The 23,964-nt window shown below is 63.4% G+C and carries 15 protein-coding genes; 10 read left to right on the top strand and 5 right to left on the bottom strand.

Translation table 11 applies throughout. The annotated features are described in order from the left end of the window. Positions 1-2 precede the first annotated feature (2 nt). On the bottom strand, positions 3-3,881 hold the full coding sequence (locus G3I74_RS09595; protein WP_164211373.1) for an EAL domain-containing protein: 3,879 nt from the start codon (positions 3,879-3,881) through the stop codon (positions 3-5). A 145-nt stretch (positions 3,882-4,026) separates the two neighbouring features. Next, complete coding sequence (locus G3I74_RS09590) at positions 4,027-5,355, bottom strand: DcaP family trimeric outer membrane transporter (RefSeq protein ID WP_164211372.1); 1,329 nt, start codon at positions 5,353-5,355, stop codon at positions 4,027-4,029. A gap of 160 nt (positions 5,356-5,515) precedes the next feature. Here G3I74_RS09590 and acs point away from each other — a divergent pair, with 160 nt between their 5' ends. Next, positions 5,516-7,459: an acetate--CoA ligase gene (gene acs / locus G3I74_RS09585; protein ID WP_164211371.1), complete on the top strand. Its 1,944-nt coding sequence runs from the start codon at positions 5,516-5,518 to the stop codon at positions 7,457-7,459. Positions 7,460-7,485: 26 nt separating this feature from the next. Further along, positions 7,486-8,166 (top strand): response regulator transcription factor, encoded by a 681-nt coding sequence (locus G3I74_RS09580; RefSeq protein ID WP_164211370.1) that lies wholly within the window; start codon positions 7,486-7,488, stop codon positions 8,164-8,166. Here G3I74_RS09580 and G3I74_RS09575 read toward each other — a convergent pair. Continuing rightward, positions 8,145-12,113, bottom strand: coding sequence for a hybrid sensor histidine kinase/response regulator (locus G3I74_RS09575; RefSeq protein ID WP_164211369.1), 3,969 nt, complete (start codon positions 12,111-12,113; stop codon positions 8,145-8,147). The two genes, G3I74_RS09580 and G3I74_RS09575, sit on opposite strands and share 22 nt — an antisense overlap. Before the next feature lie 156 nt (positions 12,114-12,269). On the opposite strand from G3I74_RS09575, the gene G3I74_RS09570 reads away from it, so the two are divergent. The 6 genes from G3I74_RS09570 (at position 12,270) to G3I74_RS09545 (ending at position 19,452) form a co-directional block, all read left to right on the top strand. Beyond that, a complete protein-coding gene (locus tag G3I74_RS09570) occupies positions 12,270-12,539 on the top strand; it encodes a DUF4212 domain-containing protein (RefSeq protein ID WP_420823076.1) in 270 nt (89 codons plus the stop codon). Between the two features lie 16 nt (positions 12,540-12,555). Continuing rightward, positions 12,556-14,328: a sodium:solute symporter family protein gene (locus tag G3I74_RS09565; RefSeq protein WP_164211367.1), complete on the top strand. Its 1,773-nt coding sequence runs from the start codon at positions 12,556-12,558 to the stop codon at positions 14,326-14,328. 111 nt (positions 14,329-14,439) lie between these two features. Further along, positions 14,440-14,964: a hypothetical protein gene (locus G3I74_RS09560; RefSeq protein WP_164211366.1), complete on the top strand. Its 525-nt coding sequence runs from the start codon at positions 14,440-14,442 to the stop codon at positions 14,962-14,964. A gap of 73 nt (positions 14,965-15,037) precedes the next feature. Next, entirely contained in the window at positions 15,038-15,412 is a 375-nt protein-coding gene (locus tag G3I74_RS09555) for a response regulator transcription factor (protein WP_164211365.1), read from the top strand. Further along, positions 15,409-17,598, top strand: a complete 2,190-nt coding sequence (locus tag G3I74_RS09550) for a 3'-5' exonuclease (protein WP_164211364.1) — start codon at positions 15,409-15,411, stop codon at positions 17,596-17,598. The genes G3I74_RS09555 and G3I74_RS09550 overlap by 4 nt, the downstream gene beginning before the upstream one ends. A 36-nt stretch (positions 17,599-17,634) precedes the next feature. Then, entirely contained in the window at positions 17,635-19,452 is a 1,818-nt protein-coding gene (locus G3I74_RS09545; protein ID WP_164211363.1) for a putative nucleotidyltransferase substrate binding domain-containing protein, read from the top strand. Positions 19,453-19,472: 20 nt separating this feature from the next. Here the strand turns inward: G3I74_RS09545 and G3I74_RS09540 are convergent, their stop codons facing one another. After that, entirely contained in the window at positions 19,473-20,828 is a 1,356-nt protein-coding gene (locus G3I74_RS09540) for a Do family serine endopeptidase (RefSeq protein ID WP_164211362.1), read from the bottom strand. Positions 20,829-20,973: 145 nt separating this feature from the next. Here G3I74_RS09540 and G3I74_RS09535 point away from each other — a divergent pair, with 145 nt between their 5' ends. Both G3I74_RS09535 and G3I74_RS09530 read left to right on the top strand, forming a co-directional pair. Continuing rightward, on the top strand, positions 20,974-21,606 hold the full coding sequence (locus G3I74_RS09535; protein ID WP_164211361.1) for an HNH endonuclease: 633 nt from the start codon (positions 20,974-20,976) through the stop codon (positions 21,604-21,606). After that, on the top strand, positions 21,603-22,526 hold the full coding sequence (locus G3I74_RS09530) for a 5'-3' exonuclease H3TH domain-containing protein (RefSeq protein WP_203594655.1): 924 nt from the start codon (positions 21,603-21,605) through the stop codon (positions 22,524-22,526). The genes G3I74_RS09535 and G3I74_RS09530 overlap by 4 nt, the downstream gene beginning before the upstream one ends. A gap of 22 nt (positions 22,527-22,548) precedes the next feature. On the opposite strand, the gene G3I74_RS09525 is transcribed toward G3I74_RS09530, so the two are convergent. Continuing rightward, a complete protein-coding gene (locus G3I74_RS09525) occupies positions 22,549-23,946 on the bottom strand; it encodes an NHL repeat-containing protein (RefSeq protein WP_164211360.1) in 1,398 nt (465 codons plus the stop codon). Between the last annotated feature and the right edge of the window lie 18 nt (positions 23,947-23,964).

Raw genomic sequence — 23,964 nt, 5'->3', positions numbered from 1 at the left:
CATCACGCCTCGGTGCCTGGATCCTGGCTGCGCAGGCCTCGCAGGCGTTCGATCAGCCGGCTCGCCGGCTCAGCAAAACGCGCCAGCTCGGCTTCAGCATCCACCTGCCGACCCGCCCGACACAAATCCAGCAACGCTTCTTCACGGACAATCAGCGCTGAAACGATGTCCATCAAGCCCTCAACGGCCGGCGCTTGCCCATGCGTGGCCAGCCAATTCTCCAGTCCGGAGGGCGGCGTCGGCTGCGGGATCAGCGGACACTGGGTGGAAAGCGAACCAACCGCTGCTTCCAGCCGCTTCAGACGACAGCGCAGGTCGGCTTCGGCAAACAACAGCGGCCGATTCTCGCGTAGCAAAGGACGAACACGACGCCAGGATTCCGGCAATTTCCAGCCCTCGACCCATCCGCAAATCTCGTTGGCCGGCATGGGGCGTGCGATTCGATAGCCCTGGGCCAGGCGGCATCCCAACTGCATCAGGGCCTCGACGTGCTCATCCGATTCAACGCCCTCAGCCAGCACGTCCAGACTGAACACCTGGCCCAGGTTGATCACCGCTTCGACGATGGCGAGATCATCAGCGTCGGACATCATGTCGGAGACAAAGCTGCGATCGATCTTGAGCTGTTGCAGCGGAAGATGCTTCAAGTGGCTCAGGGACGAAAAACCGGTCCCGAAATCATCCAGCGCAAAGGCAACTCCGAGCCCCTGGCAAGCGCGCGTGATGGCAGTGGCCTGCGAGATGTCTTCGAGCATGCTGGTTTCGACCACCTCCAGCATCAGCCGCCTTACCGGAAAATCGGGGTGGTCAGCCAGGATGCGCTGCAGCCGGCCAGTAAAATCCTGGGCCAGGAGATCGGCGGCGTCAACATTGACCGCAATGTCGAGGTCGAGGCCGCCACGGCGCCAATGCTCGTTATCCTGCAGGGCGCGCTCTATCACCCACTGCCCCAGCTCAACGGCCAGCGCGGGGTCTTCGATCATGGGCAGGAAAGCCGCCGGCGCCAGCAGCCCGCGATCCGGATGAATCCAGCGAATCAGGGCCTCGACACCTTGAACCCTGCCGGTTTGCAGGTCGACCTGCGGCTGGTAATAAAGGGCGAACTCGTCGTCGGCCAGCGCCTGGCGCAGGCGGATCTGGTCGAGTCGACGCTGCTGGGCGCTTCGCTCCAGCTCGGTATCGAAGTAACAGACATTATTGCGGCCCTTGCGCTTGGCCTCGAACATGGCCTGGTCTGCCTGGCGCAGCAGCTGATCGGCTTCCGGTTCTCCAACCTGGGGGTACAGCGTCACGCCGATGCTCAAGCTCACCTTTACGCCAACCTCGTCCAAAACGATTGGCGGGTCCAGTTTGTGCAACAGCCGCTGCAGCAGCCGATCCAGTTGGGTCTCCGCCCCCAGCCCGGTCAAAATGGCAACAAACTCATCGCCGCCGGGACGCGCCACCGTATCGGTTTCCCGCAGGACCTCGCAAAACAGCTGGGCAACAGCCCTGAGCACCTGATCGCCGGCCCGATGTCCATGCCGATCATTGATGGATTTGAAGTTGTCCAGGTCGATATAGGCCACCGCGATCTGTTGACCGTTGCGGCGCGCCTGCGACATCGCCTGACTGAGCCGATCGCCCAGCAGAATACGGTTCGGCAGGCCGGTCAGCGAATCGTAGTGGGCCATGCGCTCCAGTTCGCGCTGGTAATTTTTCTGGGCCGTGATGTCGGCGAACAGGCCGACATAGTGCGAGGGTTTGCCATCATCGTCGCGAACGGTCGAGATCGTCAGGCGCTGGGCATACTCGGTGCCGTCCCGGCGACGGTTCCAGATCTCGCCGGACCAGTAACCATCGGCCAGAAGATCCCGCCACATGGCACTGTAAAAACCCTCGTCGTGCCGCCCCGACGAAAGCACGCTTGGCTTGCGCCCCAGGATCTCCTCTCGCGGGTAGCCGGTGATCCGGGTAAAGCCTTCGTTGATCTCGACAATCCGATTGTCCAGATCGGTAATCAGAATGCCCTCGCCAGAGTGGGTGAAAACGCTGGCGGCCTTGCGCAGCTCGGCCTCGGCCTGCTTGCGCTGCTGGATGTCGATGGCAATGCCCGATATCAGGCGTGCCCGGCCGTCCGCTTCCCGGTGCGAGGCCCGGCCGCGTACCAGAATCCACAGCCAGCTTCCGTCAGCACGGCGGACCCGGATTTCGGTTTCCAGGTTGGGTTGCAGCCCCTTCAGGTGGCCGATCAGGTTCTCCATCCCCACGCGGGCGTCGTCGGGATGAACGTGGTGGGCCCAGTCGCTCGAGGTCGGTGGCAGATCCTCCACCGACGCGACACCCAGCATTTCGGCCCAGCGGTGATTGAACCGCATCTCGCCGGTTTCCAGATTCCATTCCCAGGTGCCGGCGTCGGTACCGTCGATGATCTCGCCGAGACGACGACGTTCATCGGCGAGCTGGCGCTCGATTTTTCCCCGAACCCGCATGTTGACCAACATCTGGGCAAACACGGTCAGCAGATGGATCTCGTTGCCGGAATAGTCCCTGGGGGCACGCACGTAGTCGAAGCCGACAAAGCCCAGACACTCGCCGTCGAGCATCAAGGGCACACTCACCAGCGACTGGACATGCTGTGCGGCCAGAATTTCGCGCGTGCCTTCATGGGGCCAGGACGAAACCTCAGCGATGTGGATCGGCTCGCCCCGTTGGTGCAAAGCGGCAAAGTCGCTGATCTGGTCCAGCGGCACGGCGCGCAGCTCTTCGATCTGGGGCGTGATGCCGGCCGCGCACCACTCGTGGGTATTGCTCGCCACTCCGGCTTCACGATCATAGCGAAAGACGTACGCCCGATCAGCGCCAACGAATTGTCCCAGCTCGCGCAGCGAGCGGGCGATTGCCGACTCGAAATCACGAATCGGCAGATTGATGTAGTGGGTGGCCATTCGCACCAGCAGCGCTGTGAGCGCGGCCTCGCCTCGGAGGTGGGATTCAAGCTCCTTGAGATCGGTAATGTCGAGGGCAGTGCCAACCACGCCGCGGATACTGCCGCACTCGTCACGCAAGGGCACGAGCACGGCCCGGTGCCAGTGCACGCTTTCATCCCCGTGAATCACCCGATACTCGAGCACGGGCAGTGCCGCGGAATCGGTCATCGCCGTTCGAAATTTAGCGAGCAGGTCCGGCAGATCCTCAGGATGCAGAAAATCCCGGAACGAGCGTCCGACCAGCTCGTCGGCCCGGTAGCTGGTTATGGCCTCTGCGTTACTGGAAACGAAGTTATAGCGTCCATCCCGACCGACCTCGAACAGGATGCTCTGGCTCTTCTCGGTCAAGGCCTGGTACCGCTCCTTGACCTGCCGCAATGTCTGCTCGGCGCGCACGCGCAGCAACGCGTGGGTCAGAAACTGGCCAAGATTATCCAGCAGAGTCGATTCATCCCCGGACCAGTCCCTCACTGCACTGGCCCGATCGATGCCGATCAGGCCAACGGGACGCTCGCCGGCAAACATTGGTACCAGCAAGATGGCGCGAATGCCCAATTGCAACAGACGTTCGCCCTCATCCTGAATCACTTTGTCGGGCCGGCGGGTGTCGCTGATCGGCAAAGCCCGACCCGTGAGCAGGGCCTCCATCGTTCTGGGGAACAATTTGGCCGCCGGCACCGAGGACATGGATTTCAGCGGCAGCGCCGGGACACCCTTGGCCTCCCAGCCGTGGGTCAGCTCGAGTTCAGTGCTGCGCTCGCTGAACAGAAACAGGGAACAGCGATCAACTTCCAGCAGACGGCCCGTTCTTGCCAACGCCTGCTCGATCAAAGCATCGATCGACTCCGGCCCGGCGGTGACCAGCGCCTCGGCCACCTGCGACAACAGGGTCGCGCGGTCGGAAGAACTCATGTTGTGGGATTCGGAACTGGGCACACCCGAGCCGTTTGGCTATTACGGATGGCGAACATAGCATGAAGAAGCGAGGCACAAACGCTGCTTGGCACAGCATCCGGCCGCCGGCCTGTGGCCGACGACCGGAAGATCGCCAACAGGATCAGAATGCGTAAATGGTGGAGAACTGCAGACGGTTCATGTTGCCTGAGGCGCCGGATTCAACCTCGCGCCGGCCGTAGATGTACTCGGCACCGAAGCGAAGCTTTGAATTGGCCTGGTAAATCAGGTTCACGTGCGCGCTCTCAGCCTGCTCGGTCACACCAAACCCGGTCAGATTGGTCTCGTTGTCGGCGCTGAAGGCAGACAGGGTGAAGTTTGAGCGCCACTGGTCAGACCAGAAATGACGATAGGACAAGAACCCGCCATAGGCGTCGATGGCTTCCAGATCACCACCGGCGTCGAGCACCGCATCGTTGGCGGTGTTCAGGCCCAGGTAGCGTCCGATGCCCGGACCGCCTGAGAACATCCAGCGGATATCGTTGCGGCCAATGTCGAACTTGCCCGACAGGCTGAATGCAAACGAGGTCTCGCGCTCAGTGCCGCCTGGGCCATCGATACCGAGTTGCCGACCCATGAAGGCAGCCACGAAAGAGCCCCAGTCAGCCGAGTGGTTGTAGCGCACCACGACATCGGGCACGCTGGCCGTGTCGGTCACGATCCGGCCACCACCGCCGAAGGGGGTCACCGTAGTCTCGGGGTTTTCCAGCGAGAACTGCCAGGGCCCGTTGGTGTAGCGAATCTGGGGCTGCCTGACAAAGATCGTGCCCTCGGCCGGACCGACAAAGTCCAGATTTTCCGGTAGCGCACCGACGTTCTGGAAGGTCGACCAGTGCTGGCCGGCGAGGAGATTGTTCCACCGCACGAACATGTGCCGGATACTCGGGCTGGTTGCATTGGTCAGGCGCTCGTCACCCCCCGTGCGGGAAGTGAAGTCCATCTCGATGTAACCCTGGAGACCGTCTTCAGGCCGCTCGACGTTGAAGATGAACCGGGTCTCGCGGGCATGGGTATCGAAATCGGTCGTCGACTCTTCGCCCCCGACCGGCACGGCGCCGGCAACGTAGAAGTCGCGCAAGATACTCTGCGGCGCCGGCGTTCCGTCGCTGTAGCGGCTGTACATCATGTCGTGCTTGATGAAACCGCCGAAGCTGAAGTTGGTGCCCGGACTGATTACCTGCTCGGCCTTCTCGGTATCGAGGCGGGCCACCTCAGCACGGAGTTCCTCAACCTCCTGCTCAAGCTGCGGTGCAGCCTCTTCGGTCTCGTCTTCGCGTTCAGACAACAGCCGCTGGACCATGCGCTCAAGATCGGCGACGCGCTGCTCCAACGCGCGTTCGCGTTCAGATGGGTCGGCGTCGGCCCATGCCGGCACGGTTAGACCCGCGACGCATAGCGCCACGACCAGTTTCTTCAGCCCTCGTGATTTCATGCTCTCTCTCCTCTTGTTATGGAAGCGTTAACAGCATATCAGTGAGCCAGGCAGAACGCATTCGACCTTAGTCGCAGCTAGCGACTTAAGTCGAATGTGTCGCGATTCCCCGGCATTGATAGACTGGGGGCCGAATTCGAAAGCCCATCGAGAAACGATCATGAGCGAAGAAAAAATCTACCCGGTGCCCGCACAGTTCGATGCCCTCATCGACAAGCAGCAGTACGAGAAGATGTATGCCGACTCCATTCGCGACCCGGATGCCTTCTGGGGCGAGCAGGCGCGTCAGCGCCTTGACTGGATCAAGCCTTTCTCAAAGGTCAGCAATTATTCCTTCGCCAAGGATGACCTCCATATCCGCTGGTTTGAAGACGGCACGCTCAACGTCAGCTACAACTGCCTGGATCTTCATCTGGAAGAGCGCGGCGACCAGACCGCCATCATCTGGGAGGGGGACGATCCCGACAACAGTCTGCACATCAGCTACCGCGAGCTCCACGAAAAGGTCTCTCGGTTGGGCAACGCGTTGCGCGAACAGGGCGTCAAGAAAGGCGATCGGGTCACGCTGTACCTGCCGATGATTCCGGAAGCCGCCGTCGCCATGCTGGCCTGCGCCCGCATCGGGGCCGTTCATTCCGTCGTCTTCGGCGGCTTCTCTCCCGGCGCGCTGGCCGATCGCATCGTCGACTGCGAAGCCTCCATCGTGATCACCGCCGACCAAAGCGTGCGCGGCGGCAAGAAAGTACCGCTAAAGGCCAACGTCGACAAGGCGCTGGCCCAGGAACGTGTCACCACGGTTGAAAAAGTCATCGTGGTCAAGCGCACCGGCGGTGATATCGAATGGACCGATGGCCGCGACCTCTGGTATGAAGAAATCACCGCAAGCGCCGACAGCGACTGCCCGCCGGAAGAAATGAACGCCGAGGACCCGCTTTTCATCCTCTACACCTCCGGCTCGACCGGCAAGCCCAAGGGCGTATTGCACACTTCGGCGGGCTACCTGCTGTACGCGGGCATGACGCACGAACTGGTGTTCGACTATCGCCCCGGGGAGGTCTACTGGTGCACCGCCGACGTCGGCTGGGTGACCGGTCACAGCTACATCGTCTACGGCCCGCTAGCCAATGCAGCGACCACCGTAATGTTTGAGGGCGTACCGTCCTATCCGGACAACTCGCGCTTCTGGGAAATCATTGACAAGCATCAGGTCAACAGCTTCTACACTGCCCCAACCGCCATTCGCGCCCTGATGCGCGACGGCGACGAACCGGTCAAAAAGTGTTCGCGCAAGAGCCTGCGAGTGCTCGGCAGCGTCGGTGAACCGATCAATCCCCAGGCCTGGGAGTGGTACTACCACGTGGTCGGCGACGGGCGCTGTCCGATCGTCGACACCTGGTGGCAGACTGAAACCGGGGGCACCCTGATCACCCCGCTGCCGGGCGCCACCGACCTCAAGCCGGGTTCGGCCACCCGACCATTCTTCGGCGTGCAGCCGGCGCTGGTAGATACCGACGGCAATGAACTCGACGGCGCCAACAATGGCGCGCTGGTCCTCAAAGGTTCGTGGCCGGGCCAGATGCGCACCATCTTCGGCGACCATGAACGATTCTTCCAGACCTACTTCGCGACCTTCGAAAACGTGTATTTCACCGGCGATGGCGCGCGCCGCGACGAGGACGGATACTACTGGATCACCGGTCGTATGGACGACGTGCTCAACGTCTCCGGCCACCGCATGGGCACCGCCGAGATCGAATCGGCGCTGGTCGCCCACCCCAGCGTCGCCGAGGCCGCGGTGGTCGGTTTTCCACACGACCTCAAGGGGCAAGGGATTTATGCCTACGTCACCCTGTCGGCCGGCAAGGAACCCAGCGACGCCCTGCTGGGCGAACTCAGCCAGTGGGTGCGCACCGAGATCGGCCCGATCGCCAAGCCCGATTTCATCCAGTTCGCGCCCGGTCTGCCGAAGACGCGCTCGGGCAAGATCATGCGCAGAATTCTTCGCAAGATTGCCGAAAACGACTACGGCAATCTCGGCGACACTTCCACCCTGGCCGAACCCGGCGTGGTCAATGACCTGATCGATCGGCGCATGAATCGCTGATCGATCCGCCCCGGCGACCTGCCGTCATGAACCGCCGCAAGGTCATCGTCGCCGATGACCATCCGCTGTTCCGGGAGGCCCTGAGCCTGGCCCTGCGCCAGGCCCTGGGCGATGTCGTGATTGCCCAGGCCGGCAGCATGGAAGAACTGCAGCAAGTCACCGCGGAGCATGACTCGGCAGACCTCGTCCTGCTGGATCTGCACATGCCCGGCGTGCAGGGGTTCTCGGCGCTGGTGTATCTTCGCGCCCACCATCCTGAGCTGCCGGTGTGTCTGATATCGGCCAATAACAATGCCGTGGTCATCCAGCGCGCCCTGGATCACGGCGCGGCCGCCTTCATCCACAAATCCGCTTCGGTGGAAGAGATTCGAAATGCGCTGGAGACCGTGCTGGCCGGCGACATCTGGCATCCACCCGAAAGCGATGTGGCCGGTAGCGCCGCCGACGAACTCGACGTGGCCGGGCGCCTGGGCGAACTTACCCCGCAGCAGTTCCGCGTGCTGATGATGCTGGCCGACGGGCTGCTGAACAAGCAGATCGCTTTTGAGCTTGGTATCTCGGAAGCCACGGTCAAGGCCCACATGACCGCGATTTTTCGCAAGCTGGAGGTCAGCAACCGAACGCAGGCGGTTCTGCTGCTCAACCAGTTGGGGGTCGATTCTCCCGCGCAGGCCGCCGATGCGTTTCAGCCCTCTCGCGGCGCTTGATCGCGCTCGCGCAGACTTTCCAATCGACTCAGCAAGGCCCGCAGCGCCGCCGGTTTAAGCGGTTTGTGCAGCACGCGATAGCCGTTTGCGCGCGCTTCGTTGCGGACCGGTTCAGCCTGGTCAGCGGTGATCAGGATACCGCCGACAGGATCCGTGAAGCGCGCCCGGAGCCGATTCATCAGATCGATGCCGTTGCGTGCCTCATCAAGGTGGTAGTCGGCCAGTATGGCAGCCGGCAGCCAGTCATCTCCCATCACCGCCAGCGCCTCGTTCTCATCGCGCGCGATCCGGACATCACATCCCCACGGCGCGATCAGCGAACGCATGCCCGCCAGGATGTCGGGCTCGTTGTCCACGCACAGCACTCGCATGCCGGCCAGGTCCCGCCCCTGCCGACGCGCCCGCCCGGAACGGGCCGCAGGCGGTTCGGCCGAACCGGTCGCTAACGGTACCGTCAACGCGAAAACCGTCCCTCGACCCGGTTGGGAATGCAAGCTGACCGGGTGGTCCAGCATCCGGGCGATCCGATCGACAATCGCCAGGCCCAGCCCCAGACCGCGCTCACGGCTGCGGCGCGAGGCTTCCAGGCGGTGGAATTCGCGAAAGATCGACTCGGTCTGGTCCGCGGGTATGCCGGGGCCGGTATCCCAGACCTGCAGACTCAAATGACCGTCCCGGCGCCTGCAGCCCAACAGCACGCGACCGCGCTCGGTATAGCGCAGCGCGTTGGAGATGAAGTTCTGCAGAACCCGGCGCAGCAGCTTGGGGTCCGACACGACCCGGGCCCGACAGGCCACCAGATCAAAACGAAGACCACGCTCGCGCGCCAGTGCGCTGAATTCTGCATACAGGGGATCAAGCAGATCGGCAATCGTAAACTCCCGCACATCCGTCGCCATGGCGCCAGCGTCGAGCCGCGAGATATCGAGCAGGGCGCTGAGCAACTCCTCGGCACTGCCGATTGATCCTTCCAGCCGCTCGATCAGATGCGCCTGTTCCGGGGTAAAACCCTGCTGCTGGCCAAGCGCTGAAATGAATAGCCGAGCCGCGTTGAGCGGCTGCAAAAGGTCGTGGCTCGCCGCAGCCAGGAAGCGGGTCTTGGAATGGTTGGCCTCGTCGGCTTCCCGTTTGGCCTCGCGCAAGGCGTCTTCAACGCGCGAGCGGATGCGAATCTCCTGACTCAGTTCACGGTTCAGTTCGGTGAGCTCATGGGTGCGGCTGGCAACTCTTCGCTCAAGCTCTTCCTTGGCCTCCTGGAGCCGGAGTTCGGCCTGGCGGCGCTCGGTGATGTCCTGCAAAAGGGAGAAAAACCCCAGCACTTCGCCACGCCGGTTGAACTGCGGGATGTAGGTCGCAAGAACGTAGCGGCGACGCTGGCGAGCATCGATGATTTCCAGCTCGAAGTCCTGGCGCTCGCCGGCCAGCGCCCCTTCCAGATAGGGTGAGCGGCGCAGCATTTCGTGCTGATCGAAAACTTCGTGCAGGTGTCGACCTATCAGCTCCGAACGGTTCAGGCCCAGCAGGTTCTCGTAGGCCCGGTTGGTGAAGCGGAAAGAGAGATCGGCATCGACATAGGCCAGCAGGGCCGGAACGTTGTCGGTGTAGAAACGGATGTTGCGCTCGCTTTGGCGCAGGGCTTCCTCGGCCTGCAGACGCTCGGTGACATCGCTGAAGCTGGTGACGAAGCCACCGCCGGGCATCGGGTTGCCGCGAATCTCGATCACCCGGCCGTCGCCGGTATGTCGCTGGTAGAAGTGCGAACTCCCCTGGCGCATCCAGTGCAGCCGTCGCTCGACCAGCGACTCGACATCGCCTTCGCCCATCATGCCGCGGCGGGCATTGAAATACAGCAGCTCCTCGACCGGACGACCGATCTGGACCAGTCCGTCCGGGTAATCGAACAGATCCAGATAGGCACGATTCCAGGCCACCAGCCGCAGTTCCCCGTCAACCACGCTGATACCCTCCGACAGGTTCTCCAGGGCGGATTGCAATAACTCCTGGCGAAACTTGAGCTTCTGTGAGGTCTGATCGAGCAGGGTGACGACCTGGTCCAGCTGCATCCCGCTGCCGGCCAGGGCGGAGGCCAGCACGATCCGCGCCGAACTGGCCCCGATGACCGCGGCCAGCACCCGCTCGGTATGGCCGACCAGGCCGGCATCGGCCGGCTGAGCATCGCCAAGCTCACGACCGGCGCGCCGCGCAAACTCGTCAAAAGCCAGCCGGGCGCGGCGCTCGCCGAGGAATCGCCGGGTCAGCTGGACCAGGTCACCGACCGTGGCGATGCCGGCCCGCGGTAGCGAATCCGTCCCCGGGTCACTGGCCGCCCCGCTGAAGGCATTGGCCTGGATCCGGTCGATAGGCCGCGGTGAACCGAACCAGGAACCGACCAGCAGGCCGAGGACGTTCAGCAACAGCGACCACCATACGCCGTGGCTTAGAGCATCACCGGCCTCAAACCCGAACAGCGCTTCGGGACGCAGCCAGGCCCATCCCCAGGGCCCTTGGTCCAGCCAGACCTGCCCGATACCGATGCCGCGCGCAACAACCGGCAGCAGCAGGCAGTACAACCAGGTACCGAATCCAAGCGAGAGCCCGAGCAAGGCTCCCTGGCGATTGGCCTTCCGGCTGAAGATGGCCGCAATCACCAGCGGCGCGAACTGGGCGACCGCGGCGAAGGAAAGCAGTCCGATGCCGGCCAGGCTCTCGGAATACCCGAACAGCCGGTAGTACAGCCAGGCCAGCAGCAAAAGCCCCACGATGACCACGCGTCGCACCACCAGCAGCAAGCGCCCAAGATCTGCACCGGCGCCGCCAGAAACCGGCCTGGCCCTGAGCAGCAGCGGCATGACGATGTCGTTCGACACCATCATCGAAAGGGCAACAGCGGCCACGATGACCATGCCGGTTGCAGCAGAAAATCCGCCGAGCAGGGCCAGCAGCGCCAGCCATTCCTGTCCGGCCTGAAGCGGCAGCGTCAGAACGAAGGCATCCGGAGCCATGCTGTCGCCGAAAATCAGCAACCCGGCGACCGCGACCGGTGCGATGAACAGACTGATCAGGACCAGATACAGGGGGAAAAGTAGCCGCGCCCAGCGCACGTCCCGCGCGCTCGTGCTTTCGACCACCGCAACGTGAAACTGGCGCGGCAGACAGAATACGGCGAGCGTGGACAGCAGCAGGATAGTGACGAAAGTCAGCCGCACGTTCTCCGGTGCAAATACCGCGGCCACCAGAGCATCGTCCACGGCCATGGGCGCCAGCGATTCAGGTCCGTCGAACAGAAACCAGGTCACGAAAATTCCGACCGCGAGGAAGGCCAGCAGCTTGACCATGGACTCGAAGGCGATCGCCAGCATCAGGCCGGGGTGATGCTCCGTGGCGTCAAGCTGGCGTGTTCCGAACAGCATCGCGAATACACCCAGCAGCAGTGCAACGCCCAGGGCGGTATCGCGCTGGATCGGGCCCGGACTGTCCAGCATTGTCAGGGGCTGCGCCAGATCCGAAGTCAACAGATCGAAGCCCATGGCGATGGCCTTGAGCTGAAGAGCGATATAGGGCAGAACGCCCAATGCGGCGACCACGGTCACCAGGACCGCCAGGCGACGGGTCTTACCGAAGCGCGAGGCCAGAAAGTCGGAGATCGAGGTAACCTGTTGCTCCTTGGCGACGCGCACCATGCGCTGCAAAAAACCGCCGAAGACCGCGAACATCAGGATTGGCCCCAGGTAAACGGGCAGAAAATCCCAGCCGGTCGTGGCCGCCTGTCCGACCGCGCCGTAGAAGGTCCAGGACGTGCAGTACACCGCCAGCGACAGGCTGTAGATGACAGGCTGGCCCGGCAGGCGACCACGCCTGAACGCAACCCGATCGCCCCACCAGGCGATCAGGAACAACACGCCCACGTAGGCCAGGGAAACCAGCACCAGAACCGTCGGGGAAAACATCAGGCGCCCATCGTTTTGTGAATGCGTCCATCAGAAACCGCACGCATCATAGCAGCGCCTCACAGGCGGAACCTACTTTGGTCGTATGGGTTTTCTCAAACAGGCTGCCTACACTTCAAGAAAGAACAAGCACACTTCTGCCGAGGGAATCCAATCATCATGTCTGACGACAAGTCCGCTGCCGCCTACTGGACGGCCAATATCCGCATCATCAAGATCTGCCTGGCCATCTGGGCCCTGGTGTCCTTCGGGTTCGCCATCCTGCTGCGGCCGCTTTTGCAGATGCTGCCAATCACCATCGGGGGCACCGATCTGGGATTCTGGTTCGCCCAGCAGGGCTCGATCCTGACCTTCATCGCGCTGATCTTCTACTACACCTGGTACATGAACCGGGTCGACCGCGAATTCGGCGTCGACGAACAGTAAAGGGAGCAAGATCACCATGAGCCAGTTCACACTCAATCTCCTCGTCGTCGGCGCCTCGTTCGCCCTCTACATCGGCATCGCCATCTGGGCGCGCGCCGGGACGACGTCCGACTTCTACGCTGCCAGTCGCGGCGTCAATCCGATCGTCAACGGCGCGGCGACTGCCGCCGACTGGATGTCGGCGGCCTCGTTCATTTCCATGGCAGGCCTGATCGCCTTCGTCGGCTACGGCAATTCGACCTTCCTGATGGGGTGGACCGGCGGCTACGTGCTGTTGGCGCTGCTGCTGGCGCCATACCTGAGGAAGTTCGGCCGCTTCACGGTTCCGGAATTCATCGGCGACCGTTTTTACAGCCAGAGTGCGCGCGTCGTCGCCGTGGTCTGCCTGCTGGTGTGTTCCATCACCTACGTGATCGGCCAGATGACCGGCGCCGGGGTGGCCTTCTCGCGCTTTCTGGAAGTGCAAAACGAGACCGGGCTGTTCATCGCTGCGGCCGTGGTCTTCATCTATGCCGTCCTCGGCGGCATGAAGGGGATCACCTACACCCAGCTGGCGCAGTACTGCGTGCTGATCACCGCCTACACCATCCCCGCGGTGTTCATTTCCCTGCAGCTGACCAATAACCCGATTCCGGGGCTGGGACTGTTTTCGACCCACGCCGAGTCCGGCATGCCCCTGCTGACCAAGCTCAATGAGGTTCTGATCGAGCTGGGCTTTCAGGACTACACCGGTCATCATGGCTCCACCGTCAATATGGTCCTGTTTACCCTGTCGCTGATGATCGGCACCGCCGGACTGCCGCACGTCATCATCCGGTTTTTCACCGTGCCGAAAGTCGCCGATGCCCGCAAATCGGCCGGCTGGGCGCTGGTGTTCATTGCCCTGCTCTACCTGACCGCACCGGCCGTCGGCGCCATGGCCAGACTGAACATCATCACCACAATCTTCCCCGACGGCACGTCAGCCGAGCCGATCCGCTACGACGAGCGTCCGGACTGGATGGAGAGCTGGGAACAGACGGGACTGCTGGCCTTCGAGGACAAAAACGACGACGGTCGCATCCAGTACTACAACGACAACTCCGAGGAGTTTGCCTCGGTTGCGGCCGAGCGAGGCTGGGAAGGGAACGAAATGGTGACCTTCAACCGCGACATTCTGGTTCTGGCCAATCCGGAAATCGCCCAGCTACCGCCCTGGGTACTGGCCCTGATCGCCGCCGGCGGCCTGGCCGCAGCGCTGTCGACCGCGGCCGGGCTGCTTCTGGCGATTTCCTCGGCCATCAGTCACGACATGCTCAAATCAGTGCTCACGCCCAACATCACCGACAAACAGGAACTGCTCGCCGCGCGCGTATCGATGGCATTCGCGATCGCGCTGGCGACCTACCTCGGGCTCAATCCACCGGGCTTCGCCGCACAGGTGGTGGCACTGGCCTTCGGACTGGCGGCCGCGACGCTGTTCCCGGCCCTGATGATGGGCATCTTCTCCAAGAAAATGAACACCTACGGCGCGGTCGCCGGGATGCTGGCAGGGCTGATCGCCACCCTGCTCTACATCTTCACCTACCTGGGCTGGTTCTTCATTCCGGAAACCAACATGCTCGCCAATACGCCCGACAACTGGCTGCTCGGCATCTCGCCGCTGTCTTTCGGTGCCATCGGCGCGATGATCAACTTCCTGGTAGCCTACCTTGTGATGAAGGTCACAGCCGAACCACCCGAGCATATCCAGGAACTGGTCGAGAGCATCCGCGTTCCGCGCGGTGCCGGCGCCGCTGTCGACCACTAAGCGCCGCACATGCCGTCGCCGGGTCCAACCCCGGCGGCCTGGTCAAGATCGCTGCCCGGCCTCGCTGCCGGGCAGGTTTATTTCCGCACCCATTCTTCGGAGCCTTCATTCATGCTGCTTGAATTCCTGGCGGCCATCGTTCTGGGACTGGCCTTGGCCGGGGTGGTCATGGCGATCAATGCCGCCACCGGTCGCCGTCTGCCCTCCTGGCTGGCCCCGGCAGCGGCCGGCGTCGGCATGATCGTGTTCATGATTTCGATGGAATACAGCTGGTTGCCGCGCACGGTGGACTCACTGCCGGAAGGGGTCGAAGTGGTCTCGATCAGCCGGGAATCGACCTGGTACCGACCCTGGACCTACGTTCGCCCCTTGAGCCTGCGGATCGTGGCCCTGGACACCCGGCGCAATCGTACTCATGCGGACCAGCCCGGACGGGTCATGACCAGCGTGCTGCTTCTGGGACGCTGGATGCCGGCGCGCCGGATTCCGGTCGTTTTCGACTGTACCGAAGGCCGGCGGGCGGATTTGCATGGCGGCGTCGAGCTGGACCCGGCCGGCGATCTACCGGGTGCGGACTGGCGCCAACTGGCGCCCGATGACCCGGCCCTGGCCATTGCCTGCAACAGACAGCCATGACCGTTCTACAACCAAAGTCGAAGCGTAAACACGCCTCCCGCTTGCTACCTTGATCCAAGAGGAGGCCGACGCCATGGCCAGCAAGGTTCTGATCGCCGACAACGAAGCCAATCTGCTCATTTCGCTGGAATACCTGATGCAGCGCCAGGGCTTCGACGTCAGCATGGCGCGCGATGGCACTGAGGCAATGAAGATGATCCGGCAGCAACGTCCAGATCTGGTGGTGCTCGACGTGATGATGCCCGGCGAGTCCGGTTTCGAGATCTGCCAGCAGGTTCGCGCAGATCCATCACTGCGCCATATCCGCATCGTGATGCTGAGCGCGAAGGCGCGCGAGACCGATATCGCCAAGGGCAAGGCACTGGGCGCCGACGCCTACATCGTCAAGCCGTTCTCTACCGATGACCTGGTCCGTCAGGTGCAAATTCTGCTCAAGGAAGCGCGATGAGGCGATTTGACTGGCGTCTGGCCGTCGGCGTTGCCGTCGTCGGCCTGGCCTGCCTGCTTTGGCTGGTCGTGGCCGGGATCCTGCTATGGGCGGTACTGGATCCCGCCGACTGGCAAACCGTGCTGGAAGCACTTGGCGGCAAGGGTGGGCTACTGCTGTTTTTGTGGGCCGGCTCTCTGGTTCCGACCGCGGCCGCCCTGCGCCACCTGATCGACCACTATCTGCGAGCACCGGCCAAGCTGGCCGAGGAGGCCCGGTTATTGCTCGAAACCGATGTCCAGCGTCTCCCGACACCCCGCGGCAGCGCGGAAAACCGTCGCCTGGCCGAGGTGATTGGACAGCTGGTCGCCCAGCGCGAGGCGCTCAGAGAGGACATGGACCAGCGCGTACAGGCCGCCAGCCGCCAGACCGAACTGGAAAAAAATCGGCTAGCAGCACTGATGTCGGAGCTGACCAAGAGCGTGGTGGTCTGCAATCTCGACGGCCGCATACTGCTTTACAACAATCGCGCGCGACTGCAGTTCCGTCGCCTTTCGCGGCTGCCGACGCCAGCCGGCGGTGCCGAATTGATGGGCCTGGGTCGGTCGATCTATACCGTGCTGGACCGCAAGCTCGTCAACCACGCGCTCGAAAACGTGCAGCGCCGACTGCGACGCGGCGCCGGTGCCCCGTCGGCCCAGTTCGTCACCACCACACCCTCCGGCAAACTGCTCCGAGTGCAGATGACCCCGGTGCGCGACGTCGAGACCAGCGGCAAGGAAGCCAGGGCGACCGACAGCATGACCGGTTTCGTGCTGCTGATCGAAAACATCACCGACGAAATGCAGGCCGATGCCGAAAAGGACCGCATTCTTACCAGCCTGACCGAGGGAACCCGGTCGCGGCTGGCCAATGCCCGCGCAGCCGCCGAGGTGCTGGAAGATCCCGCCATCAGCGAACAAATGCGCGAACGGCTGCTCGACGTAATCCGCGAGGAAGTCCACGGCCTGAGTCGCCGGATCGATGAGCTGCAGCCGCCGTCAAGCGCTGCTCTTCGCTCACGCTGGCCGCTGGAAGATATGCTGGGAGAAGATCTGGTCGAAGCCGGCATGCGACGTCTGGAATCGGAGCTGGACCTGCAGGTCGATGTCGAACCAGGCAACCAGGCCGTCTGGCTGAAAGTCGAGAGCTTCACCCTGCTGCAAGCCGTGCTCCATCTCGCGGGCCGCCTGCACGAGCGCTGCAGGGTACGCAAGCTCACCCTGCGAGCGGGCGAGCAATCCGGCCAGGGCGTGCTGGACCTGATCTGGATGCCCTGCGACGGGGCAAGCGACAAAGCCGAGCTCGGCTGGGACCAGGAGCCGATTCAGGTCGGCTCCGAAACTCTCTCCTTGACGGTGCGCGATGTCCTCGAACGTCACGGCGGCGAATGCTGGATCGAGCAGGAAATCAACGACGCGCGCCATCGCTGCTTCTTTCGCCTGCTGTTGCCCCTGGCCACGCCCCAGGAAGAACTGCCGGCCGCCACCTTCATGCGCTATGAAAGCCGTCCGGAATATTACGATTTTGACCTGTTCCAGGCCACGGAAAGAACCCGCGGCCTCGATGACAGCCCCCTGGTCGAGCTGGCCTATACCGTCTTTGATACCGAGACCACAGGGCTGAATCCGGCGGAGGGTGACGAAATCATTCAGATTGGCGCGGTCCGCATCGTCAACGGCAAGGTGCTCACGCATGAGTTCTTTGACCAGCTGGTCGACCCGAAACGGATCATTCCGCCAGCCAGTATTCCGATTCACGGTATCACTCCGGACATGGTCAAGGACCAGCCGACCATCGACGAGGTTTTGCCAGCCTTTCACGGCTTCTGCCAGGATACTGTTCTGGTTGCCCACAACGCGGCCTTCGACATGCGCTGCCTGCAGCTCAAGGAAAAGCGCACCGGCGTGCGCTTCGATCACCCGGTGCTGGATACCTTGCTGTTGTCGGCGCTGGTCCATGAAAATCAGGACTCGCACCGCCTTGAAGCCATCGCCGAGCGTTTTGGACTGACCATTATCGGTCGCCATACCGCCATCGGCGACGCCATGGTGACCGCCGAAATCCTCGTTCAGCTCATCCCCCTGCTGGCCGAAAAGGGGATTCATACCCTGAGGCAGGCGCGCGAGGCAGCCCAGAAGACCTACTATGCCCGGGTCAACTACTGATTCCCGGATCTATTGATAATCTAAGGAGACATCCGCATGCAGCCTGCCGCGTCCTGCGCGTTTCTGGCCGAAGTCGCGCCATTTTCGGAGTTGCCCAGAGAAGAAATCGAGCCATTGATCAGCGCGTGCCAGACCCTCGAGTTCAGCGCTGGCGACTCGGTCGGACAGTTCGAGCAACCCGGGGAGCACGGCATCTACGTCATCGCCGCAGGCGCGGTCGTCCTCAAGGCAGCCGATGGTCGTCCCCTGGAGCAGCGGGGCGAAGGCGAGTTGTTCGGCCACGCCGTGCGCTTCAACGGCGAAGCCTGCGACTACGAGGTCGAAGCCATCGAAGAGCTGTCTCTGCTCCACCTGCCGGCACCGGATCTAGAAACACTGGGGCAACGTAACCCCGACTTCGCCAGGTTTTTCAGCGATGGGCCCGGCGCCCGCCTGCGCGAAGCCAGCGGGCATCGCCCGGCAAGACTCGGAGACTTGCCGCTGCGAGCACCGATCACCGGTGATCCAGAACGCTCGATCGGCGAGACAGCTGCGCTGATGAGCCGCCACCAGGTCAGCTCGGTACCGCTGGTCCGCGACGGCGCGCTGGTGGGCATCGTCACCGACCGCGACCTGCGCAATCGGGTGCTGGGCCAGGGCATGGATCCCAAGCTGCCAATCGCCGAGGTCATGACCCGGGACCCCGTCACCGTCTCTACCCATCACCGCATCGAGGATGCGCTGGTCGAGATGATGCGCCTGGGCATTCACCATCTGCCAGTGACGACCGAAGACGGGCAACTGGCCAGCGTCATCAGTTCCGGCGACCTCCTGCGGCAGCAGTCACCGCACCCCCTGCGACTGGTTCGCGACATCCAGCGCGCGGAAAATGCAGCGGCGGTGGCGGAAGTAGCCCGTCAGGGACCCGGCATGCTCGCTGCAATGGCTCGGCAGGGCAGCCAGGTCAGCGAAGTCGGCCGGGTGGCCAGCATGATCACCGATGCCTGCACGCGCCGGCTGCTGGCCCTGGCCCTGGACCAGTTGGGAGAAGCCCCCATGGCCTGGACCTGGATGGCCTTCGGCTCGCAGGCCCGTCTCGAGCAGGGCCTGGTCAGCGATCAGGACAATGGTCTTTTACTGGCCCACGCCCCCGAAGGCGAGGCGGCCGAGTACTTCCGAAAGCTGGCCGACTTCGTCTGTGACGGCCTCAACGACTGCGGCTATGTTTACTGTCCAGGCGGTGTCATGGCCAAGGGCGAATGGCGCATGGGATACGCGGCCTGGCGCAAGACCTTTGCCGGCTGGATCGTGGAACCGAAGCCAAAGTCGGTGATGCAGTCCAGCATTTTTTTCGACATGCGCGGTGTCGCCGGCGACCTCGCCATGGCCCGTCGCCTGCACGCCGAAGTCCTGGAACAGGCCAGCCAGAGCAAGATCTTCAGGCGCTTCCTGGCCGCCGAATCCATGGGCCATCGCCCCCCGCTCGGCCTTTTCCGACAGTTCGTCCAGGAGCACGACGGCGAAAAAAGCCAGGGCCTGAACCTGAAAAAGCGGGGTGTGATTCCGATCGTCGATCTGGCCCGCGTGCGCGCGCTGGAAGGCGCTATCACCGCGGTCCACACCGAGGAGCGGCTCCGGGCCGCCGGCGAGCAGGGCATCATGAACGACGGCGATGCCGATGACCTGATCCACGCCCTGCGCTTCATCGGGAACGTGCGCCTGCGCCACCAGGTGGCGCTCTACGAGCGTGGCGAAAAGCCCAACCACCTGGTCGACCCGGACGAATTGTCCGGCCTGCACCGGCGTTACCTGCGGTCAGCCTTCGGCATCGTGCGCACTGCCCAGGAAGCCCTGTCCAACCGCTACCAGGTCTGATCCATTCCGGAAAGTCCGGCTCACGGTTCCAGGATGACGCGGTAGCCGACGCCGCGGCGCAGGATCTCGAGCATCAGCGGCGCATCGGAATCCAGCGGAAACTTTTCCCGCATCTGGGCCAGATCGGCCAGCGGCTGCTGGTTGAGCGTGATGATGAGGTCACCGGGCCGCAGACCGGCGCGCCAGGTCGGGCTATTGCGACGCACATCCTCGATCAGCACCCCGCCGCTCCGGCTGCGCTGGGGCGCCTGGACCAGCGTGGCCCCGTCCAGCCGCTCGTCCAGACGGCGACCGGAAATGCGCGCATCCAGGTTCTCTTCGAGCACCAGGCGCACGGTACGTTCGCGGTCCTCGCGCACGTGGCGTACCGAAACTTCGCTGCCGATCGCCAGCAGGCCCTCGATGTTGCGCAGGCTCTGGACATCGCGAACCGGGCGCTCGTCGATCGCGACGATCACGTCCCCGGCCCGCAGTCCCGCCTGGTCAGCCGGGGAATCCGGCATCAGTCGGGTGATTACCGCGCCTGCCTGGACCGAGACATCCAGCGCTTCGCGCAGCCGGGCGTCGAGATCCTGTACCTCCACGCCCAGCGATCCGCGTCGTACTTCGCCATAGCGCACCAGCTGGTCCATCACGTATTCGGCGGTACTGGCCGGAATGGCAAATCCGATGCCTACGTTACCGCCCGAAGGCGTGAAAATGGCGGTGTTGATGCCGATCAGCCGGCCGCGCAAATCGATCAGGGCGCCCCCGGAGTTACCCGGGTTGATCGAGGCATCGGTCTGGATGAAGTTCTGGTACTCCAGCCCGCGCAGGCCGGATCGGCCCAGCGCCGAGACGATGCCGGAGGTCACGGTCTGGCCCAGACCGAAGGGATTGCCCACGGCAACCACGAAATCACCCACCCGCAGGCTGTCGGCCGAAAACAGCGGCAGGGCGCTCACGTCTTCGGCCTGGATGCGGATGACTGCAAGATCGGTTTCGCGGTCGGCCCCAACCAGTTCGGCAGCGTATTCGCGCCCGTCTTCCAGGGTGACAGCAATATCGTCGGCGCCGTCAATGACGTGATTGTTGGTCAGTACATGTCCCGCCTCGGCGTCCACGATCACGCCCGAACCCAACGATTGCTGAACGCGTTCGCGCGGGACACTGGGAACGTTGAAGAAATGCCGAAAAAAAGGATCATCGAAGAACGGGCTGGACCGAACCTGCACGCGGGTGCGGGTATGCACGTTGACCACGGCCGGCGTGACCTGTTCGAGAATGGGCGCCAGCGAGGGTAACGGCCGACCATCGACTTCGGCCGGAAGAACGGCATCTACCGGGCCTGCACCCAGCATCACAAGCATGGTCAGCAATGGGAGTAGCTTGCTCATCGACACTCTCTCGGTGAAAATTCAGGCGCTTCGACTGCCCGGACCTCGAGTTGGTTCACGACCGCCCGTTGACGGCACTGGCCCCCCGCGGCAGTTGTGGGTAGAATCGCCATATCTTGGGGACTGACTACAGGCAGAACACAAGATGTTGCATCTTGACCAGCAGGTCCTGCGCACCGACGTCACCGGCATGCCGATTGAATGGATCGGCTACCAGGATGCCGTTCGCCTGATCGTTCTCGGGCAGGTCAGCTACGCGCTGGGGCGGGTGCTCTACCATCTCCACGGCGGCGTCAACGCCCTGACCGGGCAGCGGACGGTCATTCCCGTCAACGCCATCGTCGCCACCCAGGGCAGCCATCCCGACGCCCACCGCTTTTACGGCCGCTACACCCCGCCGCTGTCGAACAGGGCGCTGTTTCGCCGCGACGAAAACATCTGTTTGTACTGCGGCAACCAGTTCCATCACAGTGAACTCTCGCGCGATCACGTCAAGCCGCTGGCCCAGGATGGCGTCGACACCTGGAGCAACGTCGTGACCGCCTGCAAGCGATGCAACAACCACAAGGGATCACGTACACCCGAAGAGGCCGGGATGCAGCTGCTGGCGATTCCGTTTGCGCCGACCCACGCCGAGTACGTCTACCTCCAGGGACGCCGGATCCTGGCCGACCAGATGGAATTCCTGCTCGCCCACTTTCCGCGCCACAGCGTGCTGCGTCGACGCCTGGCCCGCAGCCTGGCCGAAGGCAGGAACAACCTGGATCCGATCCAGTGAACCCGGTGCCGGAAAGCCGCCCGGTCTACCTGGTCGATGCCAGCGTCTACATTTTCCGGGCCTGGTTTTCCATGCCCGATCAGTTTGCCGACTCGGCCGGCCGGCCGACCAACGCGGTCTATGGCTTTGCCCGCTTTCTGTGCGAACTCCTGGAGCAGACCCGCGGCACCCATATCGCGGTGGCTTTCGACGAGTCCCTGACCAGCTCCTTTCGCAATGAGATTTACCCGGCCTACAAGGCCAACCGGGAACCGGCCCCGGAAGCCCTGCGGCAGCAGTTCGCCTGGTGCAAGGACCTGGCGCGTCACGCCGGCCTGCCGGTCTATGCCGACGATCGCTTCGAAGCCGATGATCTGATTGCCTGCCTGGCCGGGCATTGTCGGACCCAGCAGCGAACGTTTTGCGTGGTCAGCGGCGACAAGGACCTGGCCCAGCTGATCGGCGAGCGTGACAGCTGGTGGGATTTTGCCCGCCGTCGGCGACTTGACCAGGCTGGCGTGCTCGCTCATTTCGGCGTGCGCCCCGACCAGATCGCCGACTTCCTGGCCCTGACCGGCGACCCCGTCGATAATATCCCCGGCGTACCGGGCATCGGCCCCAAAACCGCCGGCGCCCTGCTGGCCCATTTCGGCACCCTCGATCAGTTGTTCGAGCGCCTCGACGAGATTCCGTTTTTGAAGCTGCGCGGCGCACGCACCCTGCCGGCGAAGCTCAAAGCCCACGAAGCCGAGGCCCGGCTGGCGCTGCGTCTAACGCGGCTGGCCGACGACGTGGAGCAGCTGCGCGATGCGCCCAGAATCCAGCGCGATGGCGGCAACGAGGATGCGCTGGACGCCCTGCTCGACGGTTTGGGCTTTGGCCGGCCGCTGCGCGAGCGCCTCCACCGCCAGCGGGCGACGGCCTCGATTCCGGAGGCCTGACCGGCCACCGCGCCGGGGCCGGTCAGCGCCCGCGCTGGAGCTGCTCAAGCGCCTCCTCACCAACCACCATCACCTCGGCGGCATCGACATCGGTCTCAATCAGGCGAACAACGGGCAATTCATCGCCCACCGGGTTGCCCCGCCCGTCCACGTGCGGCCAGTGACTGCCGGAAAACATCACCAGGTGACTGTCGTCCATAGCCCCGAAGGTCGGCGTCTCGAAGGTCTCCAGCGCCGCCAGCACCGGCGCAACGGCAACCACCCCCAGGCCGTCCGGACCCAGCTGCAGGCGCAGAACGCGCTGCGGACTGATCCCGTTCTGGATGGCGATGAGATGGTCCTCCCACCAGTACAATCCGTCGATCCCGCCTTCGTTGAGCGTCTCGGGCACGGCCAGCTTCCAGCCCTGGTTGGAACCGTCGGTGGCGAGCACGAAAATGCCCTGCTCGTAGTCGGCCATGTAGAGCAGGCCGTCATCACCCGACAGGGCAAGCCCGCGCAGGCTGGAGAAATTCTGGTTACCGAAAAACGGCTGCAGGACATCGCCTTCGGGCGTCAGGCGAAACACCACCGGCTGGCGGGTATCGGCCGCGTAGACCGTGCCGTCTGAGGCCAGCACCATGGAGCCGAGAAGGTGCTGGTCGCTGCCGCTGGCGGTCAGATACGACCCCAGCCGTTCGCCCGAGGCCAGGTCCAGCTTGATCAAGGCGGTGGGGGCCGCATCGTCGGGATCGAAGTCCCGAAACTGCGGCGCCGGACCGGTAGCCACCCACAGGTGGCCGCGCTCGCTGTCGACGGCCAGGTCGAACACGCTGGCCAGCCCTTCGACCGTGTCCGGTGAGGCAAAAACCGTCCAGTCCTCGCCATCGTCGCTGCTGAGAATCCGCCCGTCGCGGACGCTGCCGATAAATACCCGGTTGCTTTCGGGATCGCGGGCCATGCCCTCGGGCATGGCGAAGTCTGCCGGCACTTGGCCGTATTCCTCGAAGCGCCCGAACGGCTGTCCGGCCTCTTCCATGAGTCCGACCAGGTGCTCGTAGAGCCGATGCTCGCGCAGCGGTTCGAGTTCTTCGAATCGACTCCAGTCTTCGGCCAGCCCCTGTTGCTGCATGTGCAGCATCATGTTGAAGGCGTTACTGAGATCGCCCTGGCGGGCATAACCAAGCACCAGATGGGTCATGAAGTCCTGGTTGTAGGGTCGGATCTCATGCAGCTGCTCGGTGGCTTCGACCCAGTCGTCGACGCTGTCGCTCTCGAAGGCCTGTGCCGCCTGATTGAACCAGTAGGCCAGGCGCGCCCCGGCTGGCGCATTCTCCGGCGGCGCGGTTTCCGGCGCCTGTTGGGCCGGCAAGGGGACACTCAGCGCCAGGCTCAACAGCATCAGCGGAGTCAGGCAAAGGGAAAGGAATGATCGACGCATGTGCTTCGGTCCTGTATC

This window comes from Wenzhouxiangella limi (genome assembly GCF_010499265.1).
GTDB lineage: Bacteria > Pseudomonadota > Gammaproteobacteria > Xanthomonadales > Wenzhouxiangellaceae > Wenzhouxiangella > Wenzhouxiangella limi.
The sequence above is the reverse complement of the archived record's forward strand: the minus strand, read 5'-3'. Positions and strand labels throughout refer to the sequence as shown.